The organism is Acinetobacter indicus (assembly GCF_009914475.1).
In the GTDB taxonomy this organism is placed as follows: Bacteria; Pseudomonadota; Gammaproteobacteria; order Pseudomonadales; family Moraxellaceae; genus Acinetobacter; species Acinetobacter indicus.
This window is the reverse complement of record NZ_CP045198.1, coordinates 59456-83535: the sequence shown is the minus strand read 5'-3', so window position 1 is coordinate 83535 and position 24080 is coordinate 59456. Positions and strand designations below refer to the sequence as shown.

Here is a 24080-nt window from a genome sequence, read left to right as displayed (position 1 = left end):
ATGTCACCGATGGACAACCCCTCTCCTTTTAGGAGAGGTATAAATTTGTTTTAAGCAAACTGGCGTAAGAAACGCACATCATTCTGGTAGAACATACGTAGGTCGTTAATGCCATAACGCAACATTGCAAAACGCTCTACGCCCAGACCAAAAGCAAAGCCTTTATATTTGTCCGGATCAATACCTGCCGCGCGTAATACATTTGGATGCACCATACCGCAGCCCAGCACTTCTAACCATTTACCGCGCTCATCCATAATATCCACTTCAGCACTTGGCTCGGTGAACGGGAAATACGACGGACGGAAACGGACTTTCAAATCTTTTTCAAAGAATTCGTTCAGCAAGTTCACCAGTAAACCTTTCAGTTCAGCAAAGCTGGTGTTTTCCGCCACGTACAAACCTTCAATTTGGTGGAACATTGGTGAATGCGTCTGGTCGGAGTCACAGCGATAAACACGGCCCGGGCAGACAATACGGATTGGCGGCTGCTGGGTTTCCATGGTCCGAATCTGTACACCAGAGGTATGGGTACGCAGCAAATGAGTCGCATCAAAATAGAACGTGTCGTGCATGGCACGGGCCGGGTGATGGCCTGGAATATTCAGCGCTTCAAAGTTGTGATAATCATCTTCAACTTCTGGGCCAGTAGCCACAGTAAAGCCAGCTTTGGTAAAGAACTGGCAAATACGCTCTTGCACCTGAGTTACCGGGTGAATGGAGCCAATGGTCTGACCACGGCCTGGTAAAGTAATATCCACCGTTTCGCTGGCAAGTTTTTGTTCTAATGCCGCTTGCTGTAATTCTGCCTGACGCTCGGTTAATGCAGTATTAATGGCTTCACGCACCGCATGGATTTGCGCACCAAACGCTTTACGCTGTTCAGGATCCATTTTACCAAGTGACTTAGATTGTTCCGCGAGCTGGCTTTTCTTCCCCGTAAATTGCACCCGTACTTGATCGAGTGTAGCAAGGTCGTCTGCTGCTGCAATGGCAGCGAGCGCTTCAGTGGTCAGGGCTTCCAGTGACATAGTAACTCTCAAAGCAACAAATTTTGAATATAATTAAAAAACCCCACATTCTAACAGTTTTTGGACAGTAGAATGAAGTTGCATTGCAGGAAAATTAGATTGGCATCGCAATTTGGAAAAAGTATAAGATAATCAAAATATCAATGAGATCAAACACTATGGCGCTCGATCAAATTTGGAAACAGCAACTGACCCTGGTCACCTATGGCAATGAATATCTGAGCCAGGATTTGAGTTTCAGTCGCTGGCGTGCGCATCCCATTTTTAATCAGCACATGTTCTGGTTTCGTGATTTAAATTCCCAGCATCTGCTGGCCCAGCATTTTGAAATCTGGCTGGAAGGCTTAAAACGCCAGGGTACAACCCGACTGAGTCTGCACAATGCCAGTCTGCTGGTCGATGAAAAAAATCCCAACGCCAATGTCGAGCTGCTGCCCTACCCGCATTTTATTGTCAGCCATGAAGCACATAAAAAATTCGCCTGGATTTGTGGCAAGGAATTGCCGGAATGGTATAACGCCGACAATGATTATGAATTTCCATCGGCACAGCGTATTGAACTGCGCCAGGAAACGTTCTGGCGTTATGAACTCAATAGTAAGCTGGCCAAAAAGGTAGAGGCCGATCTAGAACCCGCTCACTGGGATGAAATTCATCTGTTTACCGAGCAGGAGCTGTTTTCCCATACACTGGCGGCCGACTTTCAGCCACCTGAACAGCAGAATTTACCCTATTATGGTGTTCCGCTTACGGCAGATACACCTGATCCGCATCAGCTGTCTTTATTACCGACTCACTATCAGGCCGATTATGCACATCGTATGCTGTACCGTTTAGAAGCGCTAAAAGATAATATCCAGCAGAAAATCCAACATCCCTATAATGCAGATAATGAGGTGCTAAGTCCGGAAGAACAGCTTGACCTGCGCCATTTTGCCCAGAAGCTGGATGATTTAAGCGCCAAATTTATTGTCAAGGTAGCCAACCATTACCAAAGTGCCCAGCTGACGCCCACCGCACAGCCGAATCCGCTGGAACCGTTCGCATCTGACAGCAAGACCACCCATGCGCAAGCAGCGCATTCAGCCAAAGCACCGTCTCATCATAAAGTTGGTGCGACCGGGGTCATCAAGCTAATTCTTATTACCGTGGTGATTTGTTTATTGGCCTATTATTTCGGACTTTAAACACTGTTTAAAAATCGCTCAACCTCAACCACTGAGGTCAGCCGAATCCAGTGCAGATGGGCATATTCAGGAGATTGCATCAGCTGCAGATAATGCCGGCGATTTTTCTGATGGGTCTTGATCATCCACCAGACAATCGAATCGCGACTAAACAGCTGCCTGATCGTTTCCCGATTATTAGAATTGGACCAGAGGGTTTGCTGTGAAACCGCGCGCTGCACGGCGCGTTGTACAGAGCGCAGCAAATTGGTATGAAACGGTAAATCCAGCCAGATGATGGTATCGGCCTGCGCCCATTTAATGGGAATGGTGCGAGTATAGTTGCCATCAATCACATAGCCATTGGGTGCCTGCTCACTGGCTGCCTGAATTTTGGCAAAAAAATCTGTATCAGCACTTTGCTGCCAGTCATCTAACCAGAACAGATTATCCAGCTCGATATAGGCCAGTCCCAGCTTTTCTGCCAGCGCCCGGGCAAAAGTCGATTTGCCTGAAGCCGAAGTACCAACCACATTAATTCGCTGCATACAATTTCCCTACTCTATCATTCAGACCCTGATTCTGCGCAATAAAAAAGACCGCATAAAGCGGTCTTCTTTTAAGTCACGAGGACTTAGGCAGCCAATGCACCTTTCGCTTTTTCAGCTAAAGCAGCAAATGCAACTGCGTCATGCATAGCGATGTCAGCAAGTACGCGACGGTCGATGATCACTTGAGCTTTCTTCAAACCAGCAATCATACGGCTGTAAGACAAGCCGTTTTGACGAGCACCAGCATTGATACGCGCAATCCATAGAGCACGGAATTGACGTTTCTTCTGACGACGGTCACGGTAAGCGTATTGACCTGCTTTGATTACCGCTTGGAACGCTACGCGATATACGCGTGAACGAGCACCATAGTAACCTTTAGCACGAGCAAGAATTTTTTTATGACGGCGATGAGCCTGTACACCACGTTTTACACGAGCCATTTATAAATCTCCTTAGATGTATGGGCACATACGACGAACTGAAGCAACGTCACTCACGTGAACCATTACACAGCCGCGCAATTGACGGATACGTTTAGCAGATTTTTTGGTCAAAATGTGGCGTTTGAACGCTTGTTTACGCTTGAAACCGTTAGCAGTCGCTTTGAAACGTTTAGCTGCACCACGGCGAGTTTTTAACTTAGCCATAACAACCTCTTTTAAGTACCTGTTCGGCTCATTTGCACCATTACAAACGACCTGCAGGTAAGGGAGCACGTATTCTAAAGCATCTTTGTCTAAAACAAAAGCAAATATTGCAAAAGTCGCTCGCCTTCTATTGGCAGATGAGGTCTTTGAGATTAGCAGGATCTCTCCTTGTTATTGAACAGCCAAAACATGAAGATGGAACATCTTATTTTTATAGCGGAAGACTTGTACTGAAGCCCGATTCAGGAAATACTGCGCAGCGTTCCTTCTTTTGCCCAACAACAAGCTAATCCTCATGAAAAAAACCATTTGCCTGAGTCTGTGTCTGGCACTGCCGCTTAGTGCCACGCTTGCCATTGCTGCCCCTGCCGAACAACTGCAAGTACAAAAAACCTCGGCGTTGGCCGCCCATCTGACCACGCGTATTCAATGGACCGAGTTTCCGCAGCTGCGTTATAGCAATGCCGATTTAAAGCAGCAAAACCGCGCGGCCATTTTACGGATTCATGCCGATGAATCGGGGCAAATCAACAAGGTCACGGTACAGGAAAGCACCGGACTAAAATCTTTAGATCAGCTGATTAGCCAGGCGGTAAAACAGGCCAGAATCAAACCACATCTGGTCGATGATACCCCGGTTCCAGTGATTGGTTATCAGGTCTTTCATCTGGATTTAAAAGATACTGCTCAGGACTGCCACTACAGCTTTGACTCGACTGTCTGGCAAGCGCAGCAAGCTGGCGCAAAAAGCGCGTTTCAATATCGCAGCCAGCCTCAACTGAACGTCACCGAAGATGAGTTAAATGGTCATGCCCGCCGGATTCAGTTCAAAATGAAAGCCGATAAATACGGCAACATCCACAAGGTTAAAATTCAGCAAGGCTCCGGCCGTTATGCGCTGGACCAGAAACTGATTCAGGCGCTGCAAGGTGCACAGGTCGATGTACCACGCAAATTCTGGATCTATAAAAAATCCAGCCTGAAAGATGAAGTCCGTTTTCAGCCAGCAGAATGTGAGGGCTAAACTAGAACATGGCATAAGCCAGATAAATAAACAGATAACGCCCGATTTTGGCTACACTCACCATCAGCAGAAATCGGGCGAAGTTTTCTTTCATTAAACCGGCAATTAGGGTGATTGGATCACCAATCACCGGCACCCAGCTCAGCAGTAAGGACCAGAAGCCATATTTCCGATAAATCTGCTGTGCCTGCTGCAGCTTGGGTTCAGACACCGGAAACCAGCGCTTGTCTTTATACTGCTCGATCTTGAGTCCTAACCACCAGTTCACACAGCTGCCCAGAATATTGCCCAGACTGGCGATGGCTATTAAAGCCATCACCGAATGTTGCTCTTGAATGAGCAGGCCCAGTAATACCGCTTCAGATTGCAACGGCAATAAGGTAGCCGCCCCAAAGGCCGACAGAAATAACAGCAGATAAGCCATAACAGATGCAGTTAACAGGTTCTGCCCATCTTAACTGAAATCACAAAAAAAGCACCCGAAGATGCTTTAGGTGATTTTATGATGATTATTTAAACCTGAATTGCCAGGGCGCGTTGTACTGCCGAACGGGCGGTTAAACGCTCAATATAATCCTGCACATGCGGATAATCTTCTAGCGGAATCTGCTGCCATTCATGGCGTAACAACCACGGTAAAATCGCCATATCGGCAATTGAATATTCACCGGCTACATATTTCTGCCCGATCAGCTGCTTGTTTAACACGCCATACAGACGTTTGCTTTCATTGACATAACGCTCGGTGGCATAGGCAATACGCTCGGGTGCAAAGCGGCTAAAGTGATGGTTCTGACCGAGCATCGGGCCTAAGCCACCCATTTGCCACATCAGCCACTGCTCCACCTCTACCCGCTCGAGCTCATCTACCGGATAGAACATGCCGGTTTTACGGCCCAGATATTGCAAGATTGCCCCCGATTCAAAAATCGAAATCGGCTGGCCATTCGGTCCATCCTGATCGACGATAGCTGGAATTTTATTGTTGGGAGAAATGCGCAGAAAATCTGGCTGGAACTGGTCGTTTTCAAGGATGTTAATCGGGAAAATCTGGTATGGCAGCGCCATTTCTTCTAAGGCAATCGTAATTTTATGACCATTGGGCGTGCCCCAATAATAAAGATCAATCATGTGTATATCCTTGCGCTCTTGTCGTTGTCATGTGTTATTGCTCTGCCGTTAAAGATACGAGATAAGCCTGAGCAGGGCAACTGTTGTCACATAAAAATTAAACACCAGAGATGACCCGCAGCTGTTCAAAAGTCACCGGGCTTTTATCATGCAAAGTATGCTGAGCTGCTCAACATACCGAACGATCATTATGTCAAAATATTAGTGACCTCATAAACTGTAGTCACAAAAAAAGCACTGCTGGGCAGTGCTTTTTTGATTCGGAGATGCTTACTTTTTCTTTTTCGGTCCAAGCAGCATACCCATTTGACGACCTTCCATTTTTGGCGCCTGTTCAACTACACCATATTCAACTACGTCAGCTTCAACTTTTTGTAATTGAGCCAAACCTAACTGTTGGTGAGCCATTTCACGACCACGGAAACGCAGTGTGATTTTGACTTTGTTGCCTTCTTCAAGGAATTTGATAATTGCACGCAGTTTTACGTTGTAGTCACCTACATCGGTTGCTGGGCGCAATTTAATTTCTTTTACCTGCACTTGATGCTGCTTTTTCTTGGCATCTTTTTGCTTTTGCTTCAGGTCAAACAAGTGCTTGTTGTAATCCATGATTTTACAAACAGGCGGCTCTGCATTTGCCACAATCTCAACGAGGTCAAGATCTGCATCCTCTGCAGCACGCAATGCTTCCGCTAAAGAAACAATTCCTTTTTGTTCACCATCCGCTGCAACGAGGCGTACTTCTTTTGCACGGATCTCGTCATTAATTGCAGGGCGGTTACTCTTAGCACCTTGTTGTTGGTTACGGTCAGGCTGTTTAATCTTTCTTACTCCACAATGTACCGGCCGCGTTCGGCAACGGCTGCTTTTACTAGGTCAACGAAAGCATCAATTGACATAGTACCCAAATTTTTTCCTGAGCGGGTACGCACGTTCACTGTACCTTCCTCTACTTCACGGTCGCCAAGAACCAGCAAGTAAGGAATACGCTCTAAAGTACGTTCACGAATCTTAAAGCCGATTTTCTCATTTCTCAAGTCAGAAATCGCACGAATACCGTTTTCTTTCAGTTTCTCGACGACTGACCCACAGGCTTCAGCTTGCGCGTCGGTAATATTCATTACACAGGCTTGTGTTGGCGATAACCAAGGTGGCATAAAGCCTGCATAATGCTCAATAAGTATACCAATAAAACGCTCAAAACTTCCAAGAATCGCACGGTGTAACATTACCGGCTGATCACGGTCGTTATCTTCCGTCACATAAGAAGCATCTAAACGTTCTGGCAAGTTAAAGTCACACTGAATGGTACCGCACTGCCATACACGGCCTAAGCAGTCTTTCAATGAGAATTCAATTTTCGGACCATAGAATGCGCCTTCACCCGGCTGTAGTTCCCAGGCCAGACCCGCTGCATCCAAAGCATCGGCCAGTGATTTTTCTGCCAGATCCCACAGTGCATCATCACCCACACGTTTTTCAGGACGAGTCGATAACTTCATTTGCACATCTTCAAAGCCAAAGTCTTTGTAGACATCTAAGGTTAACTGAATAAAGTCAGCAACCTCTTGGCCAATCTGCTCTTTGGTACAGAAAATATGCGCATCATCTTGAGTGAAACCACGTACCCGCATAATACCGTGCAATGAACCCGATGGCTCGTTACGGTGACATGAACCAAATTCTGCCAGACGGATTGGTAAATCACGATACGACTTTAGGCCCTGGTTAAACACCTGCACGTGACATGGGCAGTTCATTGGCTTCACTGCGTAGTTACGGTTTTCAGAATGCGTGGTAAACATGTTTTCCGCATAGTTCGCGGCATGACCCGATTTTTCCCATAAGGTGAAATCGACCACCTGCGGAGTACGGATTTCCTGATAACCGTTGTCCTGCTGCACTTTACGCATGTACTGTTCCAGCACCTGGTAAATGGTCCAGCCATTTGGATGCCAGAACACCATACCCGGCGCTTCTTCCTGCATATGGAACAGGTCTAAGGCTTTACCAATTTTACGGTGGTCACGCTTTTCTGCTTCTTCAATACGTTTGATGTAGGCAGCCAGCTGTTTTTTGTCAGCCCAAGCGGTACCGTAAATCCGTTGCAGCTGCTCGTTCTTGGCATCACCGCGCCAGTAAGCACCCGAGATTTTGGTCAGCTTGAACGATTTTAAGAATTTGGTATTTGGTACGTGCGGACCACGGCACATATCCAGATAGTCCTGATGGTAGTACAGGCCCATTTGAGTTTCTTCAGGCATGTCTGCAATCAGGCGCAGTTTGTATTCTTCGCCACGCGCAGTGAACTCAGCAATAACTTCATCACGCGGGGTCATTTTTTTCACAACATCGTAGTCCTGGTCGATGAGCTTTTTCATACGCTCTTCGATGGCCGCCATGTCATCTAAAGTAAATGGACGTGGCATCCAGATGTCATAGTAGAAACCTTCTTCAATGACCGGACCAATCACCATTTTTGCTTCAGGGAACAATTGTTTTACCGCATGGCCCACCAGGTGCGCACAAGAGTGACGAATAATTTCGACCCCTTCTTCGTCTTTCGGTGTGATGATTTGTAAGGTGGCATCTTCGGTAATTAAATCGCAGGCATCGACTAAACGATCGTTCACACGACCTGCCACAGTATTTTTGGCAAGACCCGGGCCGATGCTTTGTGCAACTTCCATCACAGATACGGCTTGATCAAATTGTTTTTGATCACCATTCGGCAAAGTGATAATTGGCATAGAAAATCCTTAAGGAGTGATGCCCCGTACCATGGAGCATGTCACCGCGAGATTATGATCGAGGAGAACCTCAAAAGATAAAAAACGGTGGTAAATAAAAAAATCGACTAGAATTTTACACGTCTTGGCGCGGTGATTAAACCTTTTCTCCGAGAAAATTCAAATTAAGCCTCGTGTTTATGCTTAATTTTTTCCGATTTAAAAAAATGTGCTGCATGGGCCAATTTTATTTCCGGATTTACCGGTCAAACGGATGATGTGGCTTTTTATATGCTGATCTGGCCAATCTATCTGCAACTGCCATCATCAGCTACACCCAGATAAAAAAGAAATATCTCTATACAATTTTACCGGATCAAAAAAGGTTTATATTTCAGGTGATAGCGTGCCTATTCAGCAGCAATACCGCTCACTCGACTAAAGAATAACTGCAAGCCTGCACTGAAATGAATATCTTTAAACCAGAGAAACAATAAATATGATTAGGGAGTAATAATAATGGTTAGCGCATATGATCAATTGCCGCGTACCCCTGCCAATTTCGTGGCCTTGTCTCCACTGAGATACCTTGAACGCGCTGCTTATATCTACCCGCATCAGGACGCCATTATTCACGGTAAACGCCGCATTACCTGGCGAGAAAAATATCAACGCTGCCGCCAGTTTGCCCATCAGCTACAACAGCTGGGGGTCGGCAAGAATGATACCGTGTCCACCCTACTCCCGAACGTACCAGCCATGCTGGAAGCACATTTCGCCGTACCAATGGCAGGCGCCGTCCTCAATACCCTCAACACCCGGCTCGATGCCAAAAGTCTGGCCTTTATGCTGGAACATGCCGAATCCAAAGTGTTACTGGTTGATCCGGAATTTTCTGCCGTGGCCAAAGAAGCGCTGGCGTTGGTGCCACAAGAGATTTTTGTGATTGATGTTGAAGATGAGCTGTATGAGCAGTGCTTTACTGCCCCGATTGGCCAGATTGAATATGAAGACTGGCTGGCTGAAGGCGATGCCAATTTTGAATGGTCACTTCCACAAGATGAATGGGATGCGATTAGCCTGAACTATACCTCTGGCACCACCGGCAACCCGAAAGGCGTGGTCTATCATCATCGTGGGGCTTATATCAATGCCGCCAGTAATATTATTGCCTGCGGTATGACCCCACGTGCCACCTATTTATGGACCTTGCCACTGTTCCACTGCAACGGCTGGTGTTTTGCTTGGACCATGGCAGCCAATGGCGGTACCAATATCTGCCTACGTAAAGTCGATCCTGAGCTGATTTTTAAACTGATTGCTGAACATAAAGTTGATTACTTCTGCGGCGCACCGATTGTACTGTCGATGCTGATTAATGCTCCGGAACAGCAACAGATCAAAATTGAGCATCGCGTAGAAGTGATGGTGGCCGGTGCTGCACCACCTGCGGCGATTATTGAAGGGATGCGTAATCTGGGCATTAACGTGACCCATGTTTATGGCTTAACTGAAACCTATGGCCCATCGGCGCTATGTGCATCACAAGCTGGCTGGTCTGAGCTGACTATTCAGGAACAGGCGCAATTGCATTCACGCCAAGGCGTGCCGTATCCGCTGCAAGATGGCATGAAAGTCCTCGACCCGGAGACCATGCAACCGGTACCGAACGATGGCGAAACCATGGGCGAAATTATGTTCCGTGGCAATATCGTGATGAAAGGCTATTTAAAAAATCCGGAAGCGACGGCCGAAGCCTTTGCCGGTGGCTGGTTCCATACCGGCGACCTGGCCGTTTGCCAGCCGGATGGCTATGCCAAAATTACCGACCGCTCCAAGGATGTGATTATTTCCGGCGGTGAAAATATTTCCTCGCTGGAGGTTGAAGAGGTGCTGTACCAGCACCCTGCGGTCCTCACCGCGGCAGTGGTGGCCAAACCGGATCCGCGCTGGCAGGAAGTCCCGTGCGCCTTTATTGAAATTAAAGAAGGTAAAATCGTGACCGAAGATGAAATCATTGCCTTCTGCCAGCAGCATCTGGCGCGCTTTAAAGTGCCAAAAGAAGTGGTGATTACCGAGATTCCTAAAACCTCGACCGGCAAATTACAGAAGTTTGTATTACGTGAATGGGCCAAAGAACGCGCTGTCGGCGAGTTCGGTTAAAGCCAGCTGAGATGTTGATGCGGGTCATAGTGCCCGTTTTCAAATCAGTCACCCAAAAATGAACCGCAATAAAAAAACGACTCCATTGAGTCGTTTTTAATGGCTTCGGACCAGATGAAGTCTGATTAGCTTAATTGTCAGATAACAGCGCCACTTGCTGCACATAGTTAAATAATTTTAACTTGGATGCTTCCAGCTCTGCTTCCGGCATTTCCACTTTCAAATCACGGTGAATGCGCAACACATGCTGACGCAGGGTATGTCGTTCTGCCGCATTATAAGTTTTGCAGAAATCATTAATTACCGGATCACCATCTTTAATAATCCGCTCGACCCAGCGTTGCAGCTGTGCGGTTTTTTTGGCACCCTGCTGCGGGGTTAAATAAGACAGAATCACCGATTCATCTTCATTGCGCAGCAGTTTCCCAATCCGCTGGAACTGACGGCGACGCGCCTCATGCGAACTGATATTCTGCACTTCAATGAGTGCATCAATTAAACGCTCATCTACAGGAAGCTTTTGAATTTGCTTCGGGTTCAGTTGAGCCAACTGCTCGCCCAAAGCAGCCATACGCTGTACGGCTTTTTTCTGTTCAGTTTTACTTGCACGTCCTTCTAAAGATTCGAAATCATCTTCGGTAAAACGGTGCGGTCGACGTGCCACGATTAATCTGCCTCGTAAAATTTTGCTGCAAAAAGTGCCTGAATTTCAGATAAAGCTTGTTCTTCATCTGCACCTTCAATCACTAAACGTAAAGTTGTGCCCTTACCTGCGCCGAGCATGAGCAGGGACATGATATTTTTTGCATCGACCAACTTGTCACCTTTGCCAATTTGAATGGACGAACGGAATTTCGTGGTGACTTCAATCAGTTTGCCTGATGCACGCGCATGTAAACCTAGTTTATTAATTACGTCAACAGTTGTGTCAATCATGACCAGTGCTTCATTTCCCGGTGTAAGACTTGAATAGACCATTGTGCCTCAAGTGCCTTTTTTAGTCTATCCACCATATAAACAGATCGGTGCTGCCCACCGGTACAGCCAATAGAGATGGTCATATAATGACGATGCCCTTCTGCAAATGCAGGCAGCCATTTATTTAAAAACTGATAAATATCCTGGAACATTTCATTGGTCTGTTCATGCTGTTCCAGAAACTGTTGCACCGGCTCATCCAGCCCGGAATATTTGCGCAAAGACAGATCCCAATGTGGGTTCGGCAAATGCCGGATATCAAAGACATAGTCGGCATCCAGCGGAATACCATGCTTGTAGCCAAAAGATTGCAAAATCACAATCAGCTTATCGGTCTGGCCCAGCTTCGACAGCAAGGTGTGTTTTAAGTCATGCACACTCTTGTCGGTGGTATCAATGTGCACCGTGGAGCGCAGCTGAATCGGCATAAGCAGGACTTTTTCTTCCTGAATGCATTCATTCAAGCTTTTAAAACGGCTAGAGAGTGGATGCGGACGGCGTGATGCGCTAAAACGGGCAATCAATTCCTGATCTTGCGTGGTCAGATAAATAATATCGACTGAACCATGCTTTTGCAGTTGCTCAAATACCAAATCAAACTCTTGCAAGTCGGCACGGGTACTGCGTACATCTACCCCCAATGCCAACTGTTCCAAGTTATTTTCCTGATCCAGTTTATCCACAATTTCGGGAAGCAATGCCAAAGGTAAATTATCAATACAGTAATAACCCAAATCTTCCAACACTTGTAATGCCGAGGATTTTCCTGAACCTGATTGTCCGGTCACAATCAAAATACGCTTCATGACAAGGCTGTCCTTTCCATTGCTGAGCTATGCAGTCGGTTTGATCTGCATATTATCAATTAAGCGGGTGCTTCCCAATTTTGCCGCCACGAACAAAACAATCTCTTGATTAAATTCATCAATTTTTTGCAGTTCAGGTGTACGTGCCTCTACATAGTCCACAACAAAGCCGGCCTGCGTCAATGCTGCCTTAATATTCGCTAACACTTCTGACAGCTTTTCACCCTGTTGCAGTGCCTGTTCAGCATTTTTCAGGCTTTGATAAATTACTGGTGCCGTTTTACGTTCCTGTTCACTTAAATAACCGTTACGTGAACTGAGCGCCAGACCATCCTCTGCCCGGACAATTGGCACGCCAATCACTTCCAGCGGAATATTCAGGTCACGTACAAACTGACGGATCACCGCCAGCTGTTGATAATCTTTTTGGCCAAAGAAGGCATAGTTCGGCTGCACAATATTAAACAGCTTGGTCACCACCACCGCGACACCATCAAAATGTCCCGGACGCTGCAAACCACACAGGTCTTCGGTAATTTCAGACACACTGATGTTGGTTAAACGCGGGTTTTTGCCATACATTTGCTCGACAGAAGGTGCAAATACGATGTCACAACCGGCTTCTGCCAGCAATTGACTGTCTTGTTCCAAGGTCCGTGGATAGTTGTCAAAGTCTTCATTTGGACCAAACTGAATCGGGTTCACGAAGATGCTGACCACCACCACATCACATAATTGACGCGCTTCACGCACCAGGCTCAGATGGCCTTCATGCAAATTGCCCATGGTCGGGACAAAACCAATAATTTTACGCGCTGCACGTGCAGGATTTAATGAGGCTGCCAATCCCTGAATCGTGGTTTCTGTTTTCATGTTTTACAACTCAACTTGGAAAGTTTGTTCACGTGCCGGGAAAGAACCATCTTGTACCGCAGCATGATAGGCTTTGAAGGCATCTAAAATGGCCGTTTCACCAGACTGCTCTTTCATAAAGTTCCGTACAAATTTGGCAACGCGGCCAAACGTCAGACCCAGCATATCTTGCACCACCAGCACCTGACCATCGGTGTCTGCACCGGCACCAATCCCAATTACCGGAATATGCGGAAACAGGACACTAATTTCCTGACCAAGCTGTGCAGGTACACATTCCAGCAATAACAGCGCAGCACCAGCATCAACCACCGCCTGACAGTCAGCAATCAACTTGTCTGCCGCTTCACGGGTACGCGCCTGGAGTTTATAACCGCCAAAGACATGTACCGATTGCGGCGTCAGGCCCAAATGCACACACACTGGAATTCCGTTACGGGTCAGCACTTCTACGGTTTCAGCCAGCCAGGCACCACCTTCCATTTTGACCATTTGCGCACCGGCCTGCATCACGGTTTTCGAGCTTTGCAGTGCATCATTCAAGGTGGCATAACTCATAAATGGCAGATCGGTCATGATAAAGGCATGCTGATTGCCACGACGCACTGCTGCCGTATGATAGGCCATATCTTCAACGGTCACCGGCAAGGTAGAGTCACGGCCCTGAATCGACATCCCCAGCGAGTCGCCAATTAAAATACTATCAATTTCAGCAATTTCCATTGCCTTGGCCATACTCGCATCATAACAAGTCAGGCAGGAGAATTTGCGACCATCGGCTTTAAATTGTCTTAAGTCACTGAGACTAATCATGGAGATGTTCCTCTAGGAAAAGCATAGAACATGCTAAAAATCACTTTAAATATTTGCCCAGTGTTCATGGTCCAGCACATCCAGTGCGGGCTGTTGAATGAACGGCAAGTCTTTTAATAATTGCGTATGCACACGCAGTTCGGGGTCTAAATCCAGTAATGGAATCACCACGAAATCGCGCTCTAAAACGCCGACATGCGGCACAGTCAGACGTTCATGCTGAATCTGCTCCTGTCCATAGAGGAGTAAATCCAGATCGAGCGTGCGTTCACCCCAATGGCGTAAACGCACCCGTCCGGCTTCCTGCTCAAAACGTTGCAGCTGATCCAGCAATTCCAGCGCCGGTAAATCTGTACGCAGCTGTATCACCGCATTTAAATAATTCGGCTGGTCTTGTGGCCCCATCGGCGGACTTTGATACAGTTTAGAGGTTTTGACCTGACCCAACGTTGCCAGCTTGTGTACAGCTTCGGTCAGAATCTGGCGTGAATCACCCAGGTTACTGCCCAGGCCAATATAAGTCACCCTACTCATTGTGTTGGCCCGAAAATAACCTGACTTAAATCACGTTGTACCCGCTTGCGCTTCAGAATTGGATGGTCTGCACCAATCCCCGAGCCATTGCTTGATGATGTTGATGCAACCTGGGCACGGGCGTCTTCCTGCTGTTTGGCTTTACGGGCACGGCGGCTGCGTGGCTCCGGCTCATTCACCAGCGGTTCAATTTCGGCGGTCTGCGCGGCATTCAGCTGCTGCTCCAGATGTTCTTCCTGTGCAGCTTTGCGACGGCTCTTGGCCCGCTGACGGTTGTACTGGCCAATGGCACGTTCTTTTTCATCGGTGCTCATGGTCTGGTACTGATCCCACCACGTACCCATCTCTTGAGTCTGAGCATCGCCAGATCTTTCACGCAGCAGCAAAAAGTCGAAACCGGCACGGAAACGTGCATGGTTGGACAGGGCAGCAATTTGCTGAGGTTTTGGATTCAGCAAACGGGTTTGCATTTCCCAGACTTCACGAATAAAGGTTTCAGCAAAACGCGGAATCACCGTGCGGGTGGCCTGACGTTTCAACACATCCAGTCCAGCCTGGGCACGTGCTTCTGCCGGAATTACCCCTTTGGACAGATAAAAATCACAGCGCTCTAAAAATGGCTTCCACAGCAGCACCGCATAGAAAAAGGCCGGGTTGATGGTTTTGCCAATCGCAATGCGCTGATCGGTATTTTTTGCAGCCAATTCAATAAAGGGTGTGATGTCCGGCTTGATGTCGGCAAAAAGCTGACGCCAGATACCGAAGTCAATCAGCATCGGCAAGACGCGATTTAAATGCCCCATGGTGAACAGTTTTTGCGATTCATCATACAGACGGTGCGGAGAAACATCGCGCAGCAACTGAGTCATTTCCGGAGTAAAAATCTCCAGAATGGCCGGATCAATATTGAAATTCAGCTTGGCCGCAAAACGTAAGGTCCGCAGCATCCGCACCGGATCTTCTTCAAAACGGACGGTCGGATCACCGAGCAGACGCAAGGTTTTGGATTTAATGTCATCAACTGCATGACAGAAATCCAGCACAATTCCTTTACGTGGCTGATAATACAAAGCATTGATACTGAAATCACGACGGGCAAAATCCTGCTCAATCGTGCCCCAGTTATTGTCTCTTAAAATCATGCCCGCAGCAGAGGTCACCGCTCTTTTCGGTGGTGCACGGAAGGTAGCAACTTCCACCAGTTCACGTCCAGAATAGACATGAGCCAGCTCAAAGCGGCGTCCGATAATGCGACAGCGGCGTCCGAACACCTCTTTGACCTGAGATGGCGTGGCATTGGTCACGGCATCAAAATCCTTCGGATTCAGGCCCAACATCAGGTCACGAACACCACCACCAACGATATAAGCTTCATAGCCAGCTTTGGTTAAAGCATCAATAACATCTAGAATGTAAGCAGGTAATTGCGTGGTTGATAAACCACATTTTGACGCGCGCAAAGTTTGCAAAAGACGCTGTCTCCTACGTCTGAACGTAAAATAGATTAGATGACGCTAATCATATCTCTAACACAATCAAAGGGCAATTTGATTATCTCAATACTCGGGCCCGGCTGATGCGGTGTTGGCCGATGATCAGACCCGATTAAATACCCAGCCGGTGCCGGTTTTTGGCCAATAATGCCGGTCCAATCCCTTTGACCAGCTGTAAATCTTCAATCCGTTTGAATTTTCCATGCCGATTGCGGTACTCAATAATGGCTTCCGCCTTCTTTTGTCCCACGCCAGATAATTGCTGTAATTGTGCGGCTGTTGCCATATTCAGATTAATTTTTTCACTGCTGCCTGCGCTAGCTGAACGGGGTTGGGAAGTCTTCGTAGAAGCCGACGGGCTTAAACGCGCATCAATTGCCTCTTGTTCAGCCTTCCATCGCAGATAACGCGCATCATAATTTTCTGCCTGCGCATTTTGCAGCGCGAAAAAACTACAAAACAGGCAGAACATTAACGCCAGTTGAATTAGAGCTTGAGCGTGTTGAAATCTTATTCTTCTTGTCATGGTCACTCTGTCATTTTAATTGTTGTTTTGCCTGCTCCCACAACTGATCCATTTCAGCCAACGACACCTGTTCTATATTTTTATGCTGCTGTTGTAACTGCTGTTCAATGAAAGCAAAGCGGGTTCTAAATTTATGTACGGTACTCAGCAAAGCCATTTCGCTGGACAGATTCAGTTTACGGCCAACATTAATTAAAGAAAATAAACAGTCGCCCAGCTCATCCAGAATTTCGTCGGAATTTTGCCGATCCACCGCCTGTTTCAACTCCTGCAGTTCTTCATCTACTTTCTGCATTGCGCCAGCGATATCGGGAAAATCAAAGCCAATCTGTGCGACATTGTGCTGTAACTGCTGCGCCTGCTGAATGGCCGGGCCATGTTTGACCTCAGATAAGCGCGATGCAGGTTTGCCGGCTTTTTCCTGCTGTTTGATCTGCTGCCACAATGCACTGACATCTTCAGGGCTTAAGGCCGCAAACTGCTCGGACTGAAATACATGCGGATGACGGCGAATCATTTTATCGGTAATGGCCTGCACCACATCCTGAAAATCAAAAGCACCCTGCTCGCTATACATTTGCGACTGAAACACCACTTGCAGCAATAGATCGCCCAGTTCCTCTTTGACGTCCTGAGCATGACCACTGCGCACAGCCGCTTCGACTTCATAGGCTTCTTCAATCGCATACTTGGTCAGCGATTCCGGGGTTTGCCTCTGGTCCCACGGACATTGCTCACGAAGCTGTTTCATCACTGCCAATAACTGATCCATGCCGATTTCCACCTTCTTCAACCATCATCTACACAAAAATATTTGCTATGCTCTCAACAGAACAATACTTTGAAAAACAAAAACACAAGGAGTTAGCCACATGCACAGTATCTTCATTAGTGGCGCAGCACAAGGCATTGGTGCAGCAGTGGCCCGCTTATTTTATCAGGCGGGTTATAAAGTCGGAATTTATGATTTAAATTTTGCACTGGCCGAGCAACTGGCGCAGCAGCTGGGTCCCAATGCGCAAGCCGGCGGGCTGGATGTCGCAGATTATGCGCAGTGGCAAACGGCTTTGGCGCGTTTTGTAGACTGGGCTGGCGAGCTGAATATTTTAGTCAACAATGCCGGTATCTTATATTCGGGTGCTTTTGAAGACACCGAGATTCAGGCGCATCAGCGTACCATGCAGGTTAATGTCAATGGGGTGCTAAATGGCTGTCATGCCGCACTGCCTTATTTAAAACAGGCGATTTTTGCCCGGGTGGTGAACCTGTCGTCGGCTTCGGCCATTTATGGACAGGCCGATCTGGTGTCGTATTCGGCCAGTAAATTTGCGGTACGCGGTATAAGCGAAGGGCTGGATGTAGAATGGCAAAAATACGGTATCCGGGTACTGGATGTAATGCCGCTATTTGTGCAAACCGCCATGGTCAAAGATATGGATGCCGGCACCATTCAAAACATGGGGGTACATTTAAGCGCGGAAGATGTGGCCGATGAAATTTTCAGTTGTGTTACGCGAAAAAACTCGTTATTTACCGCCACCCATCAGCCGGTCGGATTTAAAAGCAAATTCCTGTTTACCCTGTCGCGCCTAAGCCCGCAGTGGGTGAATCGTTATAGCAATATGTGGCTGGCACGGCGTCCAGACTAGAAACTGATGGCCATAAAAAAGCCCGAATCTGATTCGGGCTTTTTTTGTATCAAGTGACAAACCGCTTAACCGCGTTTAAATTTCTTCTCGGCTTTCTTAAACTTCTGTACATAACGACGACGACGCGCAGCAGTACGTTCATCCACCTGTGATTTACGTCCTTCAAACGGGTTCTCAGAGGTTTTAAATTCAATCTTCACCGGAGTTCCTTCCAGCTTATAGACCTTACGGAACACGTTTTCCAGGTAACGACGATAATCGGCCGGGGTTTTATCAACCTTGTTACCGTGAATTACAATCGTTGGCGGGTTCTGGCCTCCCATGTGTGCATAACGCATTTTAATGGCACGACCCTGCACTTTTGGCGGATGGTGCGCTTCAGTTGCATCATTCAGAATCTGAGTCAGTTTGGCTGGTGATACTTTTAAGCGCGAAGACTCATAAGCACGATGAATCGATGGATAAAGATCACCCACCCCAGTGCCATGCAGCGCTGAAATCAGGTGAATACGCGCCCAAGGAATAAAGTCAAAGCGGCGCTCGACATCCAGCTTACACTGCTTGCGATCATATTCAGACATGTTGTCCCATTTATTGATCGCAATCACCATGGCACGGCCAGCTTCCAGCGCATAACCAATCAGGTGCAGGTCCTGCTCGACAATCCCTTCACGCGCATCGACCACCACAACCACCACGTTGGCATCTTTCATCGCCTGCAAGGTTTTTACAATCGAGAATTTCTCGATCATTTCATCAACCTTGCCTTTACGGCGTACACCGGCAGTATCAATCAGGGTGTATTTACGCCCTTCACGCTCAAACGGAATATAGATCGAGTCACGTGTTGTGCCCGGCTGGTCAAAAGCAACCACGCGCTCTTCACCCAGCAAACGGTTCACCAGCGTCGATTTACCCACGTTTGGACGACCAATAATCGCTAGACGCAGACCCGTGTCTTCATCACGCTCTTCCGGGTTTTCATCTTCCGGCACATCTTGCAGTACTTCTTCCAGCATCTGCTGAACACCGCGACCATGGCTGGCGGCCACTTGCATTGGCTCGCCCATCCCCAGTTTAAAGAATTCAACCAGCGCGGCTTCTGCATGTACGCCATCGACCTTGTTGGCCACCAGAAAGACTTTTTTACCCAGCGTACGCAGTTCACGGGCAATCTGCTCATCCGAAGCCAGCAGACCGGCACGCGCATCGACCACGAAGATGATCATATCGGCTTCATGGATGGCGGTTTTCGACTGCTCGGCCATGTAAGAATCGATACCACCTTCAGATTCGCCAATACCGCCGGTATCGACCACGATGAAGGATTTATTCTGATAGGTCGCATCACCATATTTACGGTCACGCGTCAGGCCGGCAAAGTCTGCGACCAGAGCATCACGACTCTTGGTGATCTGGTTAAACAACGTTGATTTTCCGACGTTCGGACGACCAATGAGCGCAATTACGGGTTTCATAGATTAACCTTTATTTGAGATCAGTCCACTACACGGGTCTGAACATCAGAAACAAATGGGAAGAAAAAATTTCAGTCAAAGACCTGAATAAAAACACGGGGCATTGAACATTCAATCACCCCGCGTTAAAAAATACGGAAATTGTCGCCTAGTTTAACATAAGGCAACAAAAAGTTAACGGTTCTGCCAAATGCTGAATGCACCCTTTTGCGTACCAACATATAACTGGTTGTCGATGACACGTAAAGAACGCACTTCACCGCTGGTTTTGGCGCGACCAATCAGCTGACCGTTGCTCGGGTTAAACAGATGCAAGACACCATCCATATCTCCCACCACCAGGTCCTGACCCAGCATTACCGGGTTACTTAAACGACGGTTAAGCAACTGGTCATTTTCCCACAGCTTCTGGCCACTGGTAATTTCATAAGCCACTAAACGGCCATCGGCACTGGCGACAAAAACCCCATTGCCGACCACTTCCGGACGTTTGGTGCTGCTCAGGTCTTCGCTCCAAACCACTTGCTGTGAAGCCAGATCAGTGACGGTCACCTGGCCCTGGAAGCTGGTAGTGACCAGGAACTGGCCAGCTACTACCGGATCGCCATCAATATCATTTAAACGCTGAATATCGGAGCGACCTTCACTGATGGCCACACGGCGCTGCATACGCGGCGTACCGGTCACCACATCAATTGCATAAATATAAGCATTGGCGGTTGCTACCAGGACGGTACGCGGATCAACCGCTACCGGTGCAGCGCTACCACGCAGGCTAAACTGGACATTCGGCAAATTGTAAGTCCACATTTGCTGGCCAGTCGCCAGGTTATGCGCATAGACAATACCATCATTGCTGATAGTCACCACACGGTTGGCATGCACCAGCGAAGGTGCCAGAATAGCCCCAGTCAATTGTGCGGTCCACTTTTTCTCACCTGTGGCCTGATCCAGTGCAAACAGTTGGCCTTTCTGATTCCCAACAATCACCAGACCTTCTGCCGCTTCTACACCTGAGCTGAGCCCCTGTTTGCTGACTTCGGCCTGCCACAAACGCTGCTTGCCACGATAGGCCGCCACTTCACCTTTAGGATCAATACTAAATACTACGCCATTATCGACATCTAGCTGTAAACGCAGCGGATCTTCTTCAGCAGTCGATGAGGTGTTTTGAGAAAATACAGGCACCAGGGTTTTGGCCTGTTGCAGTTTTGGCAAAGGATTCGGTTTTACTTTTTCAACTTTAATGCTGTTGCTTGAACAGCCAGCCAATGCAAGGCTTAAAACAGTTAGTGCAAACGGGATCTTATATTTTCTATTCATTCAGTTTCATCCACTTGTGTGTCGATTACAGGATGTTCAATTTCAGGATCATCAACTAAAACGCCGACACTTTCGAGTTTAATTTGTAAAATTTGACGTTCCTGTTGACGTTCAAGTAACGCATTCCATGCGTTCTGATACGCTTTTTTGGCATTTTCAATATCGTTTTTCGCCACGTACACATCACCACGCGCTTCTTCAGCTGTTGCTTTAAAGGCAGGATCGTTGACGGCAGACAAGGTTTTCAGTGCCTCATCATATTTCTTTTGTGCCAATTGCGCATAGGCCAAACGCAGTTTTAATACCTGCATTAAGCCGGCATCATCGACTTTAGAATTTTCAACTTTCTTTAAGGCTTTTTCTGCACCGGCATAATCGCCCTGATCATAGGCCAGTTTCGCCATTAAGAACTGGGTCTGAATGGCCTGGACGGAATCTGGCGCTTCTTTCACAATCTTATCGGCCGTGGTTGACAGATTCTGGAAAGCTTTGTCATCGCCTTCAGCCGCACGCGCCTCGTCCATCAGTTGCTGGACTTTGGCGGTGTTGGTCTGATCTTCAGCCAGGTTTTTCTTCTGCCAGTATTGCCATCCGAAAAAGGCAATCAGCGCAATCAAAATCCCGCTAATAATTGCAGAACCATATTTCTTAGCGAATGATTTTAAATGATCAAGTTGTTCATCATCACTTAATGCGCTCATTGAATTACCCTTTTCCTTATGTTCTTTGGCTTATTTTGAAGAAAATTTTTCAATCATAAATGGCACAATCTCTGCCACAGCTACATCCAACTGCTCGGCAGTGGCCAGTTCTTTAACGGTAAAGCGCTGGTTTTCCCACTCACGCTCACCCAGAATTAGAGCATACAGTGCACCCGACTGGTCGGCTTTTTTCATCTGGCTTTTCATCGAGCCTTGCGAGCCGACTTTCAAACGAATGGCACTACCACTGGCTTCAAGCTGGTCACGAATCTGCTCGGCCAGCACCAGTGCTTTACCTTGTGATGCCGGATCGGCCACCAGGAACATTTCACAGTCGCGGCTTGGGCTGTTGTCTTCGACCTGTTCCAGTAGAAGCAATAAACGCTCCATACCCATGGCAAAACCAACTGCCGGAACCGACTGTTCTGGCTTGCCTTTTAACTGCCCCACCAGACCATCATAACGGCCACCGGCACACACTGTCCCTTGTGAACCCAAATGGGTGGTGGTCCATTCAAATACGGTTTTGTTGTAATAATCCAGACCACGGACCAATTTTTGATTAATCACGAAGCTGACACCGGCATCAGTCAGATACTGCTGCAACAGGGCAAAATGCGCCATGGTGTCTTCACCCATAAAATCATGTAATTTCGGTGCATTTTCTAAGATGCTTTGTGTTTTAGCATCTTTAGAGTCCAAAATACGCAGTGGATTAGTACTTAAACGACGCTGAGAATCTTCATCTAAATCGGCCTTGTGAGCTTCTAAAAACTCAACCAAAGCAGCACGATACGCAGCACGCTCATCCGACTCACCCAAAGTATTCAACTCTAAGCGAACTTTATCGGCAACGCCCATGCGCTTCCATAACCGTGCGGTCATTAAAATCAGTTCGGCATCCATGTCTGGCGTTGCAACCCCAAAGGTTTCTACACCAAACTGATGAAATTGGCGGTAACGGCCTTTTTGCGGCTTTTCATAGCGGAACATCGGGCCGATATACCACACACGCGGGGTCGCGCCACGTAGTAAATTGTGCTCTAACATGGCACGTACACAGCCCGCAGTACCTTCAGGACGCAAAGTCAAAGACTCTGGCGGATTGCCTTTGTCCAGGAAGGTGTACATTTCTTTTTCAACGATATCGGTTGCATCGCCAATGGAACGCTTGAACAGATGGGTCTGCTCAACCATCGGCAAACGGATTTGCTGATAACCATAAGCATCCATAAGACTGGACAGATGCTGTTCCAGACGTCTCCAAGCCGGGGTCTGGGTTGGGAGAATGTCATTAAAACCTTTGATTGCGACGATTGAACTCATGATCTACTCAGAAAAACCTGTGCGAATAATCTCTTTTGACTTAGCTTCTTCAAGCTCTTTAACACGTTGACGAACCATTGTTTCGATTTCATCAACCAATTGATTGGTATCAATTAAATGGCTCTTTTCACCATTACGATACACCAGTGAACGCGGACTTGCACCTACCACGCCAATATCAGCTTCTTTGGCTTCGCCCGGACCGTTAACTTTACAGCCAATCACCGACACATCCATTGGAGTGCGGACATCTTCCAGACGCTCTTCCAACATCTGCATGGCTTTAATCACGTTAAATTCCTGACGTGAACAGCTTGGGCAGGCAATGAAGTTAATGCCATTAGAACGCAGGCCGAGCGATTTTAAAATATCAAAGCCAATTTTGACTTCTTCTTCCGGCTCTGCTGCCAGGGAAATACGCATGGTGTCGCCAATGCCTTCCATCAGCAGGCCACCTAAGGCAATCGCTGATTTCACCGAACCGGTCCGATAGATTCCCGCTTCAGTCACACCTAAATGTAGCGGATTATCAATTTGCTGCGACAGCAAACGATAGGCATCCATGGTTAAAAATACATTCGATGCTTTGACTGATACCTTAAATTCCTGGAAATCCAGACGGTCTAAAATATCAATATGGCGCATGGCCGATTCAAGCAGAGCCGCACCGGTCGGCTCGCCATATTTCTTTTGAATATCTTTTTCCAGTGAACCGGCATTGACCCCAATCCGCATGGAAATATCATGATGTTTAGCCGCAGCCACCACTTCACGGATTTTCGCTTCCGAACCAATATTACCCGGGTTAATCCGCAGACAGTCAGCGCCGAAATCGGCCACAGCCAAAGCAATTTTATAGTCGAAGTGAATATCAGCCACCAAAGGAACAGAGACCTGCTTACGGATTTCACCAAAAGCCTGTGCGGCTTCCATGCTTGGTACCGATACCCGCATGATGTCTGCACCAGCATCAACACAGCGCTGAATTTGCGCAACCGTTGCAGCGACATCACAGGTTTCGGTATTGGTCATACTCTGAATGCTGATTGGCGCATCACCGCCCACATAGACTGAACCGACACGAATTTTACGGGTTGGACGGCGTCGAATTGGATTCTCAATCATGATTTCGCTC

26 protein-coding genes are annotated in these 24080 nt (G+C 47.5%); 4 read left to right on the top strand and 22 right to left on the bottom strand.

The window, feature by feature from the left end; genetic code table 11:
• Positions 1-50: 50 nt before the first annotated feature.
• Entirely contained in the window at positions 51-1031 is a 981-nt protein-coding gene (gene pheS, locus GA693_RS00860) for a phenylalanine--tRNA ligase subunit alpha (protein WP_160241598.1), read from the bottom strand.
• A gap of 158 nt (positions 1032-1189) precedes the next feature.
• On the opposite strand from pheS, the gene GA693_RS00855 reads away from it, so the two are divergent.
• A complete protein-coding gene (locus GA693_RS00855) occupies positions 1190-2218 on the top strand; it encodes a hypothetical protein (protein ID WP_160241599.1) in 1029 nt (342 codons plus the stop codon).
• Here the strand turns inward: GA693_RS00855 and GA693_RS00850 are convergent.
• From GA693_RS00850 to rpmI, 3 genes are all read right to left on the bottom strand, one after another.
• Complete coding sequence (locus GA693_RS00850) at positions 2215-2745, bottom strand: AAA family ATPase (protein WP_160241600.1); 531 nt, start codon at positions 2743-2745, stop codon at positions 2215-2217. The two genes, GA693_RS00855 and GA693_RS00850, sit on opposite strands and share 4 nt — an antisense overlap.
• Before the next feature lie 86 nt (positions 2746-2831).
• The gene (gene rplT, locus GA693_RS00845) at positions 2832-3191 is read right to left on the bottom strand and encodes a 50S ribosomal protein L20 (protein WP_005182440.1); all 360 of its coding nucleotides are present in this window, start codon (positions 3189-3191) and stop codon (positions 2832-2834) included.
• A gap of 12 nt (positions 3192-3203) precedes the next feature.
• Entirely contained in the window at positions 3204-3398 is a 195-nt protein-coding gene (rpmI, locus tag GA693_RS00840; RefSeq protein WP_001096359.1) for a 50S ribosomal protein L35, read from the bottom strand.
• 295 nt (positions 3399-3693) lie between these two features.
• Here rpmI and GA693_RS00835 point away from each other — a divergent pair, with 295 nt between their 5' ends.
• Positions 3694-4422, top strand: a complete 729-nt coding sequence (locus GA693_RS00835) for an energy transducer TonB (RefSeq protein ID WP_005182437.1) — start codon at positions 3694-3696, stop codon at positions 4420-4422.
• 1 nt (position 4423) lies between these two features.
• Here GA693_RS00835 and GA693_RS00830 read toward each other — a convergent pair whose 3' ends face one another.
• The 4 genes from GA693_RS00830 to thrS form a co-directional block, all read right to left on the bottom strand.
• A complete protein-coding gene (locus tag GA693_RS00830) occupies positions 4424-4846 on the bottom strand; it encodes a YqaA family protein (RefSeq protein WP_005182435.1) in 423 nt (140 codons plus the stop codon).
• A gap of 89 nt (positions 4847-4935) precedes the next feature.
• Positions 4936-5553 carry a glutathione S-transferase N-terminal domain-containing protein gene (locus GA693_RS00825; RefSeq protein WP_160241601.1) on the bottom strand — a complete coding sequence of 206 codons (618 nt, stop codon included), beginning with the start codon at positions 5551-5553 and terminating at the stop codon, positions 4936-4938.
• 270 nt (positions 5554-5823) lie between these two features.
• On the bottom strand, positions 5824-6375 hold the full coding sequence (gene infC / locus GA693_RS00820; RefSeq protein WP_160241813.1) for a translation initiation factor IF-3: 552 nt from the start codon (positions 6373-6375) through the stop codon (positions 5824-5826).
• Positions 6376-6380: 5 nt separating this feature from the next.
• On the bottom strand, positions 6381-8303 hold the full coding sequence (thrS, locus tag GA693_RS00815; protein WP_016659522.1) for a threonine--tRNA ligase: 1923 nt from the start codon (positions 8301-8303) through the stop codon (positions 6381-6383).
• Positions 8304-8801: 498 nt separating this feature from the next.
• Here thrS and GA693_RS00810 point away from each other — a divergent pair, with 498 nt between their 5' ends.
• Positions 8802-10445 carry an acyl-CoA synthetase gene (locus GA693_RS00810; RefSeq protein ID WP_160241602.1) on the top strand — a complete coding sequence of 548 codons (1644 nt, stop codon included), beginning with the start codon at positions 8802-8804 and terminating at the stop codon, positions 10443-10445.
• Between the two features lie 130 nt (positions 10446-10575).
• Here the strand turns inward: GA693_RS00810 and yjgA are convergent, their stop codons facing one another.
• The 9 genes from yjgA to mazG all read right to left on the bottom strand — a co-directional run bounded on the left by yjgA (position 10576) and on the right by mazG (position 17240).
• Positions 10576-11109: a ribosome biogenesis factor YjgA gene (gene yjgA, locus GA693_RS00805; RefSeq protein ID WP_005182421.1), complete on the bottom strand. Its 534-nt coding sequence runs from the start codon at positions 11107-11109 to the stop codon at positions 10576-10578.
• Between the two features lie 2 nt (positions 11110-11111).
• The gene (locus GA693_RS00800) at positions 11112-11381 is read right to left on the bottom strand and encodes an HPr family phosphocarrier protein (protein WP_034598158.1); all 270 of its coding nucleotides are present in this window, start codon (positions 11379-11381) and stop codon (positions 11112-11114) included.
• Positions 11378-12229, bottom strand: a complete 852-nt coding sequence (rapZ, locus tag GA693_RS00795; protein ID WP_160241603.1) for an RNase adapter RapZ — start codon at positions 12227-12229, stop codon at positions 11378-11380. The genes GA693_RS00800 and rapZ overlap by 4 nt, the downstream gene beginning before the upstream one ends.
• A 27-nt stretch (positions 12230-12256) precedes the next feature.
• On the bottom strand, positions 12257-13102 hold the full coding sequence (panC, locus tag GA693_RS00790; protein ID WP_005182413.1) for a pantoate--beta-alanine ligase: 846 nt from the start codon (positions 13100-13102) through the stop codon (positions 12257-12259).
• Positions 13103-13105: 3 nt separating this feature from the next.
• Positions 13106-13915, bottom strand: coding sequence for a 3-methyl-2-oxobutanoate hydroxymethyltransferase (gene panB / locus GA693_RS00785; RefSeq protein WP_160241604.1), 810 nt, complete (start codon positions 13913-13915; stop codon positions 13106-13108).
• Between the two features lie 45 nt (positions 13916-13960).
• Complete coding sequence (gene folK, locus GA693_RS00780; RefSeq protein WP_160241605.1) at positions 13961-14449, bottom strand: 2-amino-4-hydroxy-6-hydroxymethyldihydropteridine diphosphokinase; 489 nt, start codon at positions 14447-14449, stop codon at positions 13961-13963.
• Positions 14446-15918: a polynucleotide adenylyltransferase PcnB gene (gene pcnB / locus GA693_RS00775; protein ID WP_005182410.1), complete on the bottom strand. Its 1473-nt coding sequence runs from the start codon at positions 15916-15918 to the stop codon at positions 14446-14448. Before pcnB ends, folK begins: the two co-directional genes overlap by 4 nt.
• Positions 15919-16054: 136 nt before the next feature.
• Positions 16055-16468, bottom strand: coding sequence for a ComEA family DNA-binding protein (locus GA693_RS00770; protein ID WP_160241606.1), 414 nt, complete (start codon positions 16466-16468; stop codon positions 16055-16057).
• A gap of 10 nt (positions 16469-16478) precedes the next feature.
• Positions 16479-17240 (bottom strand): nucleoside triphosphate pyrophosphohydrolase, encoded by a 762-nt coding sequence (mazG, locus tag GA693_RS00765; protein ID WP_160241607.1) that lies wholly within the window; start codon positions 17238-17240, stop codon positions 16479-16481.
• 100 nt (positions 17241-17340) lie between these two features.
• Between mazG and GA693_RS00760 the strand changes: the two genes are divergently transcribed.
• A complete protein-coding gene (locus GA693_RS00760; protein ID WP_160241608.1) occupies positions 17341-18117 on the top strand; it encodes an SDR family oxidoreductase in 777 nt (258 codons plus the stop codon).
• A 65-nt stretch (positions 18118-18182) separates the two neighbouring features.
• Here the strand turns inward: GA693_RS00760 and der are convergent, their stop codons facing one another.
• From der to ispG, 5 genes are all read right to left on the bottom strand, one after another.
• The gene (der, locus tag GA693_RS00755) at positions 18183-19595 is read right to left on the bottom strand and encodes a ribosome biogenesis GTPase Der (protein WP_005182406.1); all 1413 of its coding nucleotides are present in this window, start codon (positions 19593-19595) and stop codon (positions 18183-18185) included.
• Positions 19596-19769: 174 nt separating this feature from the next.
• A complete protein-coding gene (gene bamB / locus GA693_RS00750) occupies positions 19770-20918 on the bottom strand; it encodes an outer membrane protein assembly factor BamB (RefSeq protein ID WP_160241609.1) in 1149 nt (382 codons plus the stop codon).
• Positions 20915-21619: a YfgM family protein gene (locus GA693_RS00745; protein ID WP_160241610.1), complete on the bottom strand. Its 705-nt coding sequence runs from the start codon at positions 21617-21619 to the stop codon at positions 20915-20917. The genes bamB and GA693_RS00745 overlap by 4 nt, the downstream gene beginning before the upstream one ends.
• A gap of 30 nt (positions 21620-21649) precedes the next feature.
• The gene (gene hisS, locus GA693_RS00740) at positions 21650-22945 is read right to left on the bottom strand and encodes a histidine--tRNA ligase (RefSeq protein WP_160241611.1); all 1296 of its coding nucleotides are present in this window, start codon (positions 22943-22945) and stop codon (positions 21650-21652) included.
• Positions 22946-22948: 3 nt separating this feature from the next.
• Positions 22949-24070, bottom strand: coding sequence for a flavodoxin-dependent (E)-4-hydroxy-3-methylbut-2-enyl-diphosphate synthase (gene ispG, locus GA693_RS00735; protein ID WP_005182396.1), 1122 nt, complete (start codon positions 24068-24070; stop codon positions 22949-22951).
• Positions 24071-24080: the final 10 nt, after the last annotated feature.